The sequence below is a fragment of the Alkalibacterium sp. MB6 genome, from assembly GCF_009935905.1.
GTDB lineage: Bacteria > Bacillota > Bacilli > Lactobacillales > Carnobacteriaceae_A > Alkalibacterium.
The window spans coordinates 44,168-57,599 of record NZ_PREX01000009.1; the positions used below are offsets into that span (position 1 = coordinate 44,168).

Genomic DNA, 13,432 nt, shown 5'->3' on the forward strand with positions numbered 1-13,432 from the left:
AATTCCTTAAGGAGGAAATATTAATATGTCAATTAAAGTTGCAATTAATGGTTTCGGTCGTATCGGACGTCTAGCACTCCGTCGCATTCTAGAAATGGATACCGAAATGGAAGTTGTTGCTATCAATGATTTGACTAGTAATGATGACTTGGCTTATCTATTGAAATATGATACAGCTCAAGGACGTTTCCCGCATGAAGTAACAGTTGAAGGCGAATCAATCTATGTTGGTGGAAAAGAAATTAAAGCTTTTGAAGAAAAGGATGCAAGCCAGTTGCCATGGGGCGATTTAGGCATAGACATCGTATTAGAATGTACAGGATTTTATACGTCACCTGAAAAATCACAAGCTCACATTGATGCAGGTGCAAAACGTGTCTTAATCTCGGCACCAGCTTCAGGCGACTTAAAAACAATCGTTTATGGCGTAAACCATGACACTCTAGAAGCAGATGATAAAATTGTATCGGCTGCATCATGTACAACAAACTGTTTAGCACCAATGGTTAATGTGTTAAATAAAGAATATGGTATCAGTCGTGCATTGATGAGTACAATCCATGCGTATACAGCTACTCAAGCCTTACAAGATTCACCAGGTGGCCGTAAAAACCGCGCAGGAGCAGCAAACGCTATTCCAGCTTCTACAGGAGCTGCTAAAGCAGTAGGGAAAGTTATTCCTGAAGTCAATGGTTTAGTAGACGGTACTGCTGTTCGTATTCCAACAATTACCGGTTCAATGGTTGAATTATACTCTGTACTGAAAAAAGAAGTAACCGTTGAGGAAGTGAACTCAGCGATGAAAGCTGCATCATCTGACGCTTACTTGTACGAAGAAGATGAAATTGTTTCTTCAGACGTCATCGGTGTACCAGCGGGATCTATTTTTGATGCAACGCAAACTAAAATCATCGATAGTGATGATGGTCAATTAGTTAAAACAGTTGCATGGTATGACAATGAGTACGGCTTCACTGGAAACATGGTCGCTACATTGGAGTACATGGCTAATTTATAAGCCGTAAGATTATGGGGTTAAAGAATTGGTGGAAGCCAATTAATCTAAAAAAATATTCTAATTTCTCAAGGGGGAAATATATTTATGTCAGTAAAAGTAGCAATTAACGGTTTTGGACGTATTGGACGTTTAGCATTCCGTCGTATTCAAGATGTTGAAGGATTGGAAGTTGTAGCAGTAAACGACTTAACAGATCCAGCAATGTTAGTACACCTATTAAAATATGATACTGCTCAAGGACGTTTTGACGCAGACGTTACAATTGGTGAAGACAAATTCACTGTTAACGGAAAAGACATTAAAGTATTCAGCGAACGTAACCCACAAGATTTACCTTGGGGAGACCTAGGAGTAGATATCGTTCTTGAGTGTACTGGATTCTTCACTTCTCAAGAAAAAGCGGGTCTTCACTTAGAAGCTGGAGCTAAACGTGTTGTTGTTTCAGCACCTGCTACTGGCGACGTTAAAACAATTGTTTACAACGTTAACCACGAAACTTTAGATGGTACAGAAACAGTTATTTCTGGAGCTTCATGTACTACAAACTGCTTGGCTCCTATGGCTAAAGCATTAAACGACAAATTCGGTATTGAAACTGGATTAATGACAACTATTCACGCGTACACTGGAGACCAAATGACTCTTGATGGACCACACCCTAAAGGTGACTTCCGTCGTGCACGTGCTGCTGCAGAAAACATCGTTCCTAACACAACAGGAGCTGCTAAAGCAATTGGTTTAGTATTACCTGAATTACAAGGTAAATTGGATGGCGCTGCTCAACGTGTACCAGTAGCTGTTGGATCATTAACTGAATTACAAGTGATTCTTTCTAAAGAAGTAACAGAAGAAGAAGTGAACGCTGCAATGAAAGAAGTTGCTGATGAGTCTTATGGTTACAACGAAGACCCAATCGTATCTTCAGACATCGTTGGCATGACTTATGGTTCACTATTCGATGCAACTCAAACTAAAGTTGTTTCAGCTGGTGGCAAACAGTTAGTTAAAACTGTTGCATGGTATGACAACGAAATGTCATATACAGCACAACTTGTTCGTACACTAGAATACTTCGCTAACCTATAATTCGTAGCGAAAATCTAAACGTATTATAAATTAAACACACTGCATTGAATAAGCGGGGGAGCATTTACTCTTTTATTTAACTAAACAGATAATACATTGTGCGAGCATAGTGATTAGATCGTTTTATTAAATAAAGAGAATCGCGCTTCCCCGCTTTTTTGTGGGGTGAATGAGAAAGATAGAAAGGCTAGTTTATTTAGAGAGGTAGGATGCACTGATGGCAAAAAAGACAGTGAAAGATTTAGACGTAAAAGGTAAAAAGGTTTTAGTTCGTGCTGATTTTAACGTTCCAATGAAAGACGGCAAAATCACTAACGATAACCGTATTCAAGCTGCTCTTCCAACGATTCAATATATTTTGGAAGAAGGCGGAAAAGTGATTGTGTTCTCTCACTTAGGTCGTGTAAAAGCAGAAGAAGATAAAGAAGGTTTATCACTTAAACCAGTAGCAGAGCGTTTAAGCGAACTGCTTGGTAAAGACGTTACATTCGTCGCTCAAACACGTGGAGAAGAACTAGAAACAGCTATCTCTGAACTAAAAGACGGCGAGATTTTGATGTTCGAAAACACTCGCTTTGAAGACGTAGACGGCAAGAAAGAAAGCAAGAATGATTCTGAATTAGGTAAATACTGGGCAAGTCTTGGTGACTTGTACGTTAATGATGCATTTGGTACAGCTCACCGTGCACATGCTTCAAACGTTGGGATTGCCTCTAACTTAGAATCAGCAGCTGGTTTCTTAGTTGAAAAAGAAATTAACTTTATCGGTGGAGCAGTTGACGAACCAAAACGTCCATTTGTGGCGATCCTTGGTGGAGCAAAAGTATCTGATAAAATCGGCGTGATTGAGAACTTAATCGCTAAAGCTGACAAAGTACTTGTTGGTGGTGGCATGACGTATACGTTCTACGAAGCGCTTGGTAAAGGCATTGGTAAATCACTACTTGAAGCAGACAAAGTCGATTTAGCTAAAGAGTTGATTGAAAAAGCTGGAGACAAATTAGTCTTACCAGTGGATTCTGTTGTGGCTCCTGAATTTTCTAATGACGCACCGACTGAAGTTGTTGAAGGAGATATCCCTGAAGGACAAATGGGTCTGGATATTGGACCGAAAACAGTTGAGTTATTCGAAAAAGAATTAGCTGGTGCTAAAACAGTTGTTTGGAACGGCCCGATGGGTGTATTTGAAATGTCTAACTTTGCTAAAGGAACTAGCGATATCTGTGAAGTTCTAGCTAAATTAGAAGACGCTGTTACTATTATTGGTGGCGGTGACTCAGCAACAGCTGCTCAAGAATTAGGCTTTGAAGATGACTTCAGCCACATTTCTACAGGTGGCGGAGCATCACTAGAGTACTTGGAAGGTAAAGAGCTTCCTGGTATTGCAGCTATTTCAGATAAATAAGTAGTATGAAAACTGAATCGACGGCTGCAGTGTACCACGTTGCCGTCCGATTTAGTTAATGACAGTCGATATAGTGTAAGGGAACAACTCAAGGAAAGAAGGAATGAAGACCATGCGTAAACCTATTATTGCAGGTAACTGGAAAATGAATAAGACCGCTACAGAAGCAGCTTCTTTTGTCAATGAAGTAAAGGGTAATTTACCTTCACCAGACAAAGTCGATGCCGTTATCGGAACACCAAGTATCTTCATGCAAAGCCTGATTGATTTAGCAGTGGATACTGATCTGAAAATTGCAGCACAAAACTGCCATTTTGAAGACGAAGGGGCATTTACAGGAGAAACAAGTCCTAAAGCACTAGCTGACTTAGGCGTTTCTTACGTGATTATCGGACACTCTGAACGACGTGAACTGTTCCATGAAACAGATGAAGACGTTAATAAAAAAGCACATGCTGTCTTTAACAATGGCATGGTTCCTATCATTTGTGTAGGAGAAACATTGGAACAAAAAGAAGCAGGTCAAACAAATGATTTAGTAGCTAGCCAAGTAAAAGCTGCTCTAAACGGCTTGACAGATGACCAAGTGAAAAGAGCAGTCATTGCTTATGAGCCTATCTGGGCAATTGGAACAGGTAAAACGGCTACAGCAGAAGACGCTAATGACACCAGCTCTGTTGTTCGTCAAACAGTAGCAAGCCTGTATTCTCAAGATGTTGCTGATGCTGTTCGTATCCAATACGGTGGATCAGTTAAACCTGAAAATATTAAAGAATTAATGAGCCAACCAGACATTGATGGCGCATTAGTAGGTGGCGCAAGTTTAGAAGCAAGTTCCTTCCTTAAATTATTGGAGGCGGCTGAATAAATGAGCAAAGCACCTGTAGCCATCATTATTTTAGATGGATTTGGATGGAGAGAAGAAGAATACGGAAACGCAGTCGCACAAGCGAACAAGCCTAACTTTGACCGTTATTGGAATGAGTACGCTCATAGCACAATGAAAGCTTCTGGTTTAGCTGTTGGTCTTCCTGAAGGTCAAATGGGGAACTCAGAAGTAGGGCACACCAACATTGGTGCTGGCCGAGTGGTCTATCAAAGCATCACCCGTATTGATAAAGCCATTGAAGATGGCGATTTTGATACCAATGAAGTACTTGATGGAGCCATTAGCCACGTAAAAGACAATGATTCTGCTCTTCACTTTTTCGGCTTAATTTCTGACGGTGGCGTTCACAGTCACCAACGCCATTTGAAAGCATTGATTGAAACGGCTAAAAAGAAAGGTGTAGACAAGATTTTCGTTCATGCCTTTACTGACGGACGCGACGTTGCGCCGAATTCAGCAGCTGGTTTCATTGAAGATCTTCAAGGCGTATTAGCCGAACTAGGAACGGGTCACATAGCAACCGTTACTGGTCGTTTCTATGCAATGGACCGTGATACCCGCTGGCCTCGTGTGAAACGTGCTTATGACGCTATCTTCCACGGTGAAGGGAATAAAGTAACTGATCCCGTTCAAGCGGTTAAAGATAGTTATGCCAACGACATTATGGATGAATTTATCGAGCCAATCGTTGTTGAAAAAGACGGCCAAGCTGTTGGAACAGTGAAAGATAATGATGCTGTTGTCTTCTTCAACTTCCGACCGGACCGTGCCATTCAACTGTCACGTGCCTTAACTGAACCTGATTTTGATGAATTTGATAGAGGACAAACCCCTCAAAATATTAAGTTTGTTACCTTTACTCAGTACACTTCAGATATGAAGGCGGACGTTATGTTCCCACCTGTTTTCTTGAAAAACGTTTTAGGGCAAGTGTTGGCTGATAACGGACTAAAACAACTGCGTATTGCTGAGACAGAAAAATACCCTCACGTCACGTTCTTTATGAACGGTGGGACAAATGATGAGTTCCCTGGAGAGAGCAGAATTTTAATTCCGTCTCCTCAAGTGGAAACCTATGATTTGAAACCAGAGATGAGTGCGTATGAAGTCGCTGATGCGTTGGTTGAAGACATCAAAAACGACAAACACGATGCGATTATCTTAAACTTTGCTAACCCTGATATGGTCGGTCACTCTGGAATGCTAGAGCCAACGATTAAGGCCATAGAAGCGGTCGATGAGAACTTAGGACGTGTCGTTGACTTGATTATCGAAAAAGGTGGAACAGCAGTTATCTTTGCTGACCATGGTAACGCCGATACAGAGTTAACACCTGAAGGCAACCCGCACACAGCTCATACAACTGTTCCCGTTCCAGTTATTGTCACTAAAAAAGGCATAACCTTGAGAACTGACGGTAAATTAGCTGACGTTGCACCTACCATGCTTGACTTACTTGGAGTAGACAAACCAGAGGATATGACTGGTGAAACACTTATCCAAGACTAACCATATATTTTAAATTGTTCTTTATGATAAGAACGGGTAAAATAGAAGTAATCCAATGATTGAAAGCATTGCTTTTAATCAAAACTTAAAGGAGAGAAAATACATGCCATTTATTACAGACGTACTAGCACGTGAAGTTCTTGACTCACGTGGAAACCCTACTATTGAAGTAGAAGTTATTACAGAATCAGGCGCTTTCGGAAGAGGAATGGTTCCTTCTGGAGCATCTACTGGTGAACACGAAGCAGTAGAATTACGCGATGGAGACAAAGATCGTTACCTTGGTAAAGGCGTAACAAAAGCAGTTGACAACGTAAATGAAACAATTGCTGACGCTCTTATTGGTATGGATGTTCGTGACCAAATGGGTATCGACCAAGTTCTAATCGAATTAGACGGTACAGCTAACAAAGGTAACCTAGGAGCTAACGCTATTTTAGGTGTATCTATTGCTGCTGCTCGTGCTGCTGCTGATTACTTGGATCTGCCTTTATACAGATACTTGGGCGGAACAAACACGAAAGTATTACCAACGCCAATGATGAACATCGTTAACGGTGGATCTCACTCAGACGCGCCTATTGCATTCCAAGAGTTCATGATCTTACCTACTGGAGCACCTACATTTAAAGAAGCTCTACGTTGGGGAACTGAAATCTTCCACGCGTTGAAATCAATCCTTTCTGAACGTGGATTAGAAACATCTGTTGGTGATGAAGGTGGATTCGCACCTAAGTTCGAAGGAACTGAAGACGGTGTTGAAACAATTCTTGAAGCAATCAAAAAAGCTGGATACGAGCCAGGTAAAGATGTTTATCTTGGATTTGACTGTGCAGCTGCTGAATTCTACGAAGATGGCGTTTATAACTACGCTAAATTCGAAGGTGAAAACGGGGCAAAACGTTCTGCTGAAGAACAAGTTGATTACCTTGAAGAATTAGTTAACAAATACCCAATCATCTCTATCGAAGATGGTATGGACGAAAACGACTGGGACGGATGGAAACTATTAACTGAGCGCTTAGGCGACAAAGTTCAATTAGTTGGTGACGACTTATTCGTTACAAACACTGAAATCCTAAAACGTGGTATTGAAAACAATACAGCTAACTCAATCTTAATCAAAGTTAACCAAATTGGTACATTGACTGAAACATTCAATGCTATCGAAATGGCTAAAAAAGCTGGTTACACAGCTGTTGTGTCTCACCGTTCTGGTGAAACAGAAGATTCTACTATTTCTGACATCGCTGTTGCAACAAACGCTGGACAAATCAAGACTGGTTCATTAAGCCGTACAGACCGTATCGCTAAATACAACCAATTACTAAGAATCGAAGACCAATTAGGCGATCTAGCAGTTTACGAAGGCCTACAAGCTTTCTACAACTTAGCTGACAAATAATTTAGTCGATAAAAAAGACCTCCTTCAGTGCACATCGTGCTGAAGGAGGTTCTTTTTATACGCTTATTCTTGATCCAAGCGGCCAAATGCACTGTCACCTATAGCATCTAAGTTGCGATTGGCGATATCTTTTAAATTATCTCGTTCGGTTTCGGTAATGTCGCCATTTTCTCTTGACCGTTCAATCTGTTGAATTAAATCTTTAATCTGATCTGCATTAGCATTTACCAATCTCTCTTTAAAAACGTCAAAAGCTTGAGTCATGCAAATTCCTCCTTGTAAAGTATCTAGTCTAACGGTAAAAGATACCGTTCTTTTTTTCAACTATTAGCTATTGACTTGCTAGCGACATAACGTTAATAGAGTTAAATCGACTGAGACCGAAGTGGTTATCCTAACAGGAGAATCTGCTGACTATATCCACCAGTCATAAGCTCGAGATTGTCACATATATGTACTGGAAATACACGGTTACTTATGCTATATTTAACGGTAGGAGATTGTAAGAAGGAGGTTACCGGTTTACATGTATGATATTTTATTAACGTTGATGCTTATTTTATCTGTATTCATTATTATTGTGATCGCAATGCAACCAACTAAAACACAAAGTGCATCCAATGCTTTCTTAGGTGGAGCAAGTCAATTATTCGGCAAACAAAAAGCTAGAGGATTTGAAGCTGTCTTAATCAAAACGACAGTTGTCTGCCTGATCCTATTCTTTATTTTGGCTTTAGTGATGACACGCTTATTCTAATTTAAAACGATGACTGATAAAGCACTCCTGCTTATTCCTGAACTCTATTGTAGCCATTTATGGCGAGTTAAGGATAGCTCGGGTGCTTTTTCTTATGCTCAAAGGCTAGTTGTTGTGTTTTGGTACAAATATCTGTGAAAGTACGGTAAAATAGGAAGAGAATGAAAGGGGACTGACAGCAATATGAATTCAAACGCATTATTTTATGAAAGTGGTAAACGGGCGGTATTATTGTTCCATGCCTTTACAAGTAACTCAAAAGACATGTTAAGTTTAGGAAGAGCATTGGAGCGAGCGGATTACACGGTGTATGCCCCTGTGTTCTCTGGACACGGAACGGGTAATCCTGACGATTTATTCGATTACGGCATGAAAGATTGGGTACAAGACGGAAAAGACGCTTTAGCTTTCTTGAGAGAAAAAGGGTATGAAGAGATTGCCGTGTTTGGCTTATCTTTAGGAGGTATCGTCGCAACGACACTGTTGATAGAAGATGACTCGTTAAAAGGCGGTGGGGTATTCGCTTCTCCTGTCGTATCTGGTTTTGACACACGAGTACCAGAGAATTTCATGGAATGGTACGAAGCGATGAAAAAACAAGCAGGCTATTCTAGAGAAGAAATTGCTGGACAAAAAACGTCTGCCGAAGTGCAATTAGAAACGATTTTAAATGGGTTGAGTGACCATGTCTCATCACTGGAACCCACTTACACTAGCTTAGATAAAAAGATCTTTATCGGTCAAGGGGATGAAGACAAGATGATTGACCAACAGGCATCCGTTGCCTTTAAAGAAAAACTAGTTCAAGCCGATGTCGATTTTCATTGGTATAAAGGCGCACCACACGTGTTAACAACAGGCAGAATAGGAAAAGACTTGCAAGTTGACGTCTTAACCTTTCTATCAACGCTTGATTGGAATGGGGAGTAGATATGAGTAAAAAAGATCATCACAATCAAAAAGATAAAGAAAAAGAACAGAAAAGAAGAGAATTAAAAGAGCAGATTTATGCCTATATGGAAAAAGAAAATCGACCGGTAGAAGTGAGTGATATCACTGTAGCTTTAGATCGTAAAGGGGCAAAAGCCTTTCAAGAAACCGTCAAAGCCATAGCGGACTTGGAAAGAGAACAACGCGTTGTCTTGATGGATAGTGGTAAATTTAAACTGAAACAGGCTCCAGATGCCCTTATTGGGAAGTTTTTCGGAAATGATCGAGGTTTTGGTTTCGTCGGTATTGAAGACTTTGAACAAGATGTCTTTATTCCACCCAATGAAACCCAGGCGGCTTTAAACGGAGATACGGTGCGAATCGAAGTGACTAAAGAAGGAACGCCTTGGAATGGTAGAGGGCCAGAAGGAAGAGTGCTGGAAGTTGTTGAAAGACGCACACCATACGTCTTCGGCGAGTTCTATCCTTATGACGATGATCAAGTTAAAGAAACGGGTCTATACGGATACGTTAAGCCAAAAGACTTAAAATTCCCAGATGTAAATATCTTAATTGAAAGCAAAGGTCTTAGACCAGCGGCAGGTTCAATCGTCCAAACAGAAATCACGGACTACAGTGGCTTGGAAACCGGTGACGACTTAACCGGCATTATCCACAGAACGATTGGGCATAAAGATGAACCGGGTATTGAAATTCTAACCATTGTGCATAAGCATAATATCCCAAGTGAATTCCCTGAAGAAGTCATTAAAGAAGCTGAGGAAGCACCGGATTCCTTATCAGAGTCAGACATGGAAGGCCGTAAAGATTTACGCGATGAAGTGATCATCACGATTGACGGTGCCGATGCAAAAGACTTGGATGATGCCATTCAAGTGAAGAGACTGGACAATGGCAACTACTATCTAGGCGTCCATATCGCAGACGTGAGCACGTATGTAACAGAAGATAGCCATATGGACCAAGAAGCTTACGAACGAGGCACAAGCGTGTATTTGACGGACCGTGTGATACCTATGTTACCGCAGCGGTTATCGAACGGTATTTGTTCCTTACATCCCAATGTCGAACGTTTGACATTGAGTTGTGAAATGGAGTTTGACGCGCAAGGTCAGGTCGTCAATTATTCAATTGGCCCAAGTGTGATCAAGTCTAAATACCGCATGACCTACGTTGACGTTAACGCCATCTTAGAAGAAGACGATGAAGAGTTAAAAGAAAAGTATGCCGAAATTGTCGACATGCTAAAACAGATGGAAGAGTTGCACAATCTACTTGAAGTGAAACGTCAAGGCCGAGGGTCTATTGACTTTGATACAAGAGAAGCTAAAATTGAAGTGGATCCTCAAGGTATGCCGGTAGACATTCTCGTTAGAGAGCGTGGAGTCGGTGAACGTTTAATCGAATCCTTCATGCTAGCAGCCAACGAAACGGTTTCTGAGCACTACACTAAGCAGCATTTACCGATTCTATACCGTATTCACGACCAACCGGATGAAGGCAAAATGCAACGATTCCTGGAATTCGTGACGAACTTTGGTATAACGGTTAAAGGCTCTAAAGATGCCATTCGACCTAAAACCTTGCAGGCTGTATTGGATGAAGTGCACGGCAAACCAGAAGAAGCGGTTATCAGTATGCTCTTGCTCCGTTCGATGCAGCAGGCTAAATATGACGTCGAACCGATTGGACACTACGGCTTAGCAGCTGAGTTTTATTCTCACTTTACGTCACCGATTCGTCGTTACCCGGATTTAGTGTTGCACCGATTGATTCACTACTACAATGAAGTGGATTCTTCTCAACAAGCTAAAAATAAATGGGTTGCTAGACTGCCAGAAATTGCAGAACAAAGTTCCATTACGGAAAGACGAGCCGTTGATGCTGAAAGAGAAACGGATGAGCTGAAAAAAGCCCAGTATATGGAAGCGAAAATTGGCGAACAATTCGAAGGTGTTATAGTCTCGGTAACCGGCTTTGGCATGTTTATCCAGCTTCCAAACTCGGTGGAAGGCTTAGTTCACATTTCTAAAATGAATGATGATTACTATGAATTTAATGACCGCAGCTTAATGATGATCGGCACACGTACTGGTAAAATTTACCGAATTGGTCAAGCTGTCAAAGTGAACGTGTCAGCCGTCAACACAGAAACCTATCAAATCGACTTTGAATTGGTTGAAGATGAAGACACTGAGTTTGAGTACGTTGAAAAAACAGACAAGTCTAAAAAAGGCGGAAGAAACAGAGCCCATAAGAAAAGCCAGGGCAACAGAAAACCCGCCGGTCGAGCAGACGACCGCAGAGGAGAACCAAAAGGCAAGAAAAAAGGTGGCTCATCTAGACGAACCACTAAGAAACCACGCAAAAAGAAATAAATCTAGTGAATGAATCAATTAGATCATGAAGAGGGGGTATGTTATGCCCAAAGGAGAAGGCAAGTTAATTGCCCAAAATAGAAAAGCCCGTTACGAATATACCATCTTGGATACCGTCGAAGCAGGCATCGTATTAAAAGGTACAGAAATCAAATCCATTCGTGCAGGCCGTATTAACTTAAAAGACGGCTATGCCAGCATACGAAATGGTGAAATTTTTTTATACAACGTGCACATTGCACCGTTTGAACAAGGGAACCAATTTAACCACGATCCCGTCAGAACGAGAAAATTGCTTATGAAGAAAAAGCAGATTGATCGGTTGTTCGGTGAAGTGAAGCAAAACGGTGTCACCCTTGTTCCACTTAAAGTCTATATTAAAAATGGCTTTGCCAAAGTATTGATCGGACTGGCTAAAGGGAAGAAACAATACGATAAACGTGAATCCATTAAGCAGCAGGACCAAAAACGTCAAGTACAGCGTGCGCTTAAAGATCACTACAATTAAATAAGTCTGAACCATCATCCATCGTCTCTCGTGTTAGAAGACGGTCGGTGATGGTTTTTTTCTGTTGGTGAGTTGCTTAGAGACGCCTCCTCTAAGCAGTTCAAGTGGAGTTAGAAGCCTGAACTTTGTAGAGAACGATTCTCTAAGCAAGTCGAGAAGAAATGAGAGGCTGAGTTGCTTAGAGAGGGCTTATCTACACAACTCGGACCTCAAACCTTGCGAGGGAATTTGCAATCAAGTAATCACCATCGCTTAAATGAGAGAAGTTTGTTAGAATGGATAGAGAAAATGGAGAAAGAGAGGAAACAATCATGACGAGTAAAGGCGTTAAGATTTATTTTGTCAGACATGGTGAAACCTATCTGAACTATTATGGAAGAATGCAGGGATGGAGTAACGCTCCCTTGACTGACCATGGAATAGAAAACGTCAGACGATGCGGCAGAGGGTTAAGAGAGGTGACCTTTGATGCGGTTTACACCAGTGACTTGACACGGACGCAAGACACAGCCAGTTTGATCTTAGAAGAAAATGGACAGATTGATTCCATGGACATGATTCAAATGCGTGAGTTCAGAGAGGTCTTTTTTGGCTCCATGGAAGGCGAATATGGATCAGTAGCTTATGATAACATTAGAAAAGTGTTAGGGTACGAGAGCACGAAAGAGATGTTCAAAAACACCGATACACCTGAACGAATGAACGCATTCCGAGAAGCCGATCCAGAAGGACATGCGGAAGACTTTATGATGTTTTGGTCACGTGTGGAAAAAGGCTTAATGAAACTCATTGAAAAGCACAGAGATACAGGAGACACGATTTTACTTGTGGCTCACGGTGGAACGATTCGTTATATTCTGGAGAACTTGATTCCTGACTTAACCAATCCAAATCCATTACTCAACGCCAGTGTGTCCATCGCAAGGTATGAAGATGGCTTGTTCCATTTAGACAGCTACAATGACGTCTCACACTTTAGAGACGAAGAATAAAAGGCAAAGAGTAAACGGAATAAAGCGCAACAGCTTACCAAAAGTGAGTAGAAACCTTGTCTTTTAAGCCTTTCTATGCTATAATATCTATAGAGTCAAAGAAGACTCTAGTATTTTTAATCCGGGGTTGTTACGGATTCGACAGGCATAGATTGAGCTTGGGTTGCGTTCTGCAGGTTACGGCTGCATATCAACGTTACAGTTAAACTAACTGCAAACAATAACGAAACTTACGCTTTAGCTGCGTAAAACCAGCTAAACGTGATCCGAACTGGTATCGCCCACGTATCACGTTTGGGTCCTATATGAAGTGGGATACACTTGTTCTTTCCGTCTGTAAGAACAAGAAGAGCTTATCAGACTAGCAACACATGACGCCTGTTTTACGGCTAACGTGAAGCGAAACCTAAATGGTAAAACTATGAACGTAGACGCTTGAGTAGCAATGTGTCTGGACGCGGGTTCGACTCCCGCCAACTCCATACTCTAAAAGAATTGAAGTCTTATAATCGTTGGTGTGACAGCAATCTCACA

At 41.2% G+C, this 13,432-nt stretch carries 12 protein-coding genes and 1 other RNA gene; 12 read left to right on the top strand and 1 reads right to left on the bottom strand.

The window, feature by feature from the left end; all coding sequences use genetic code 11:
- Positions 1 to 25: 25 nt before the first annotated feature.
- The 6 genes from gap (C3945_RS04990) (at position 26) to eno (ending at position 7,312) form a co-directional block, all read left to right on the top strand.
- On the top strand, positions 26 to 1,018 hold the full coding sequence (gene gap / locus C3945_RS04990) for a type I glyceraldehyde-3-phosphate dehydrogenase (protein ID WP_161878593.1): 993 nt from the start codon (positions 26 to 28) through the stop codon (positions 1,016 to 1,018).
- 84 nt (positions 1,019 to 1,102) lie between these two features.
- Positions 1,103 to 2,104: a type I glyceraldehyde-3-phosphate dehydrogenase gene (gene gap / locus C3945_RS04995; protein WP_161878594.1), complete on the top strand. Its 1,002-nt coding sequence runs from the start codon at positions 1,103 to 1,105 to the stop codon at positions 2,102 to 2,104.
- Between the two features lie 217 nt (positions 2,105 to 2,321).
- The gene (locus tag C3945_RS05000) at positions 2,322 to 3,509 is read left to right on the top strand and encodes a phosphoglycerate kinase (protein ID WP_161878595.1); all 1,188 of its coding nucleotides are present in this window, start codon (positions 2,322 to 2,324) and stop codon (positions 3,507 to 3,509) included.
- A 112-nt stretch (positions 3,510 to 3,621) separates the two neighbouring features.
- The gene (tpiA, locus tag C3945_RS05005) at positions 3,622 to 4,377 is read left to right on the top strand and encodes a triose-phosphate isomerase (protein WP_161878596.1); all 756 of its coding nucleotides are present in this window, start codon (positions 3,622 to 3,624) and stop codon (positions 4,375 to 4,377) included.
- Positions 4,378 to 5,907, top strand: a complete 1,530-nt coding sequence (gene gpmI, locus C3945_RS05010; RefSeq protein ID WP_161878597.1) for a 2,3-bisphosphoglycerate-independent phosphoglycerate mutase — start codon at positions 4,378 to 4,380, stop codon at positions 5,905 to 5,907.
- A 103-nt stretch (positions 5,908 to 6,010) separates the two neighbouring features.
- Complete coding sequence (gene eno / locus C3945_RS05015) at positions 6,011 to 7,312, top strand: phosphopyruvate hydratase (RefSeq protein WP_161878598.1); 1,302 nt, start codon at positions 6,011 to 6,013, stop codon at positions 7,310 to 7,312.
- 63 nt (positions 7,313 to 7,375) lie between these two features.
- On the opposite strand, the gene C3945_RS05020 is transcribed toward eno, so the two are convergent.
- The gene (locus C3945_RS05020) at positions 7,376 to 7,576 is read right to left on the bottom strand and encodes a hypothetical protein (protein ID WP_161878599.1); all 201 of its coding nucleotides are present in this window, start codon (positions 7,574 to 7,576) and stop codon (positions 7,376 to 7,378) included.
- 262 nt (positions 7,577 to 7,838) lie between these two features.
- Between C3945_RS05020 and secG the strand changes: the two genes are divergently transcribed.
- The 6 genes from secG to ssrA all read left to right on the top strand — a co-directional run bounded on the left by secG (position 7,839) and on the right by ssrA (position 13,383).
- Positions 7,839 to 8,069 carry a preprotein translocase subunit SecG gene (secG, locus tag C3945_RS05025; protein WP_161878600.1) on the top strand — a complete coding sequence of 77 codons (231 nt, stop codon included), beginning with the start codon at positions 7,839 to 7,841 and terminating at the stop codon, positions 8,067 to 8,069.
- Between the two features lie 183 nt (positions 8,070 to 8,252).
- Positions 8,253 to 8,999 (top strand): alpha/beta hydrolase, encoded by a 747-nt coding sequence (locus C3945_RS05030; RefSeq protein WP_161878601.1) that lies wholly within the window; start codon positions 8,253 to 8,255, stop codon positions 8,997 to 8,999.
- A gap of 2 nt (positions 9,000 to 9,001) precedes the next feature.
- Positions 9,002 to 11,398, top strand: coding sequence for a ribonuclease R (gene rnr, locus C3945_RS05035; RefSeq protein WP_161878602.1), 2,397 nt, complete (start codon positions 9,002 to 9,004; stop codon positions 11,396 to 11,398).
- A gap of 43 nt (positions 11,399 to 11,441) precedes the next feature.
- Complete coding sequence (smpB, locus tag C3945_RS05040) at positions 11,442 to 11,906, top strand: SsrA-binding protein SmpB (RefSeq protein WP_161878603.1); 465 nt, start codon at positions 11,442 to 11,444, stop codon at positions 11,904 to 11,906.
- Positions 11,907 to 12,181: 275 nt separating this feature from the next.
- Positions 12,182 to 12,898 (top strand): histidine phosphatase family protein, encoded by a 717-nt coding sequence (locus tag C3945_RS05045; RefSeq protein ID WP_237585483.1) that lies wholly within the window; start codon positions 12,182 to 12,184, stop codon positions 12,896 to 12,898.
- Positions 12,899 to 13,021: 123 nt separating this feature from the next.
- Positions 13,022 to 13,383, top strand: a transfer-messenger RNA (tmRNA) gene (gene ssrA / locus C3945_RS05050).
- Positions 13,384 to 13,432 lie beyond the last annotated feature (49 nt).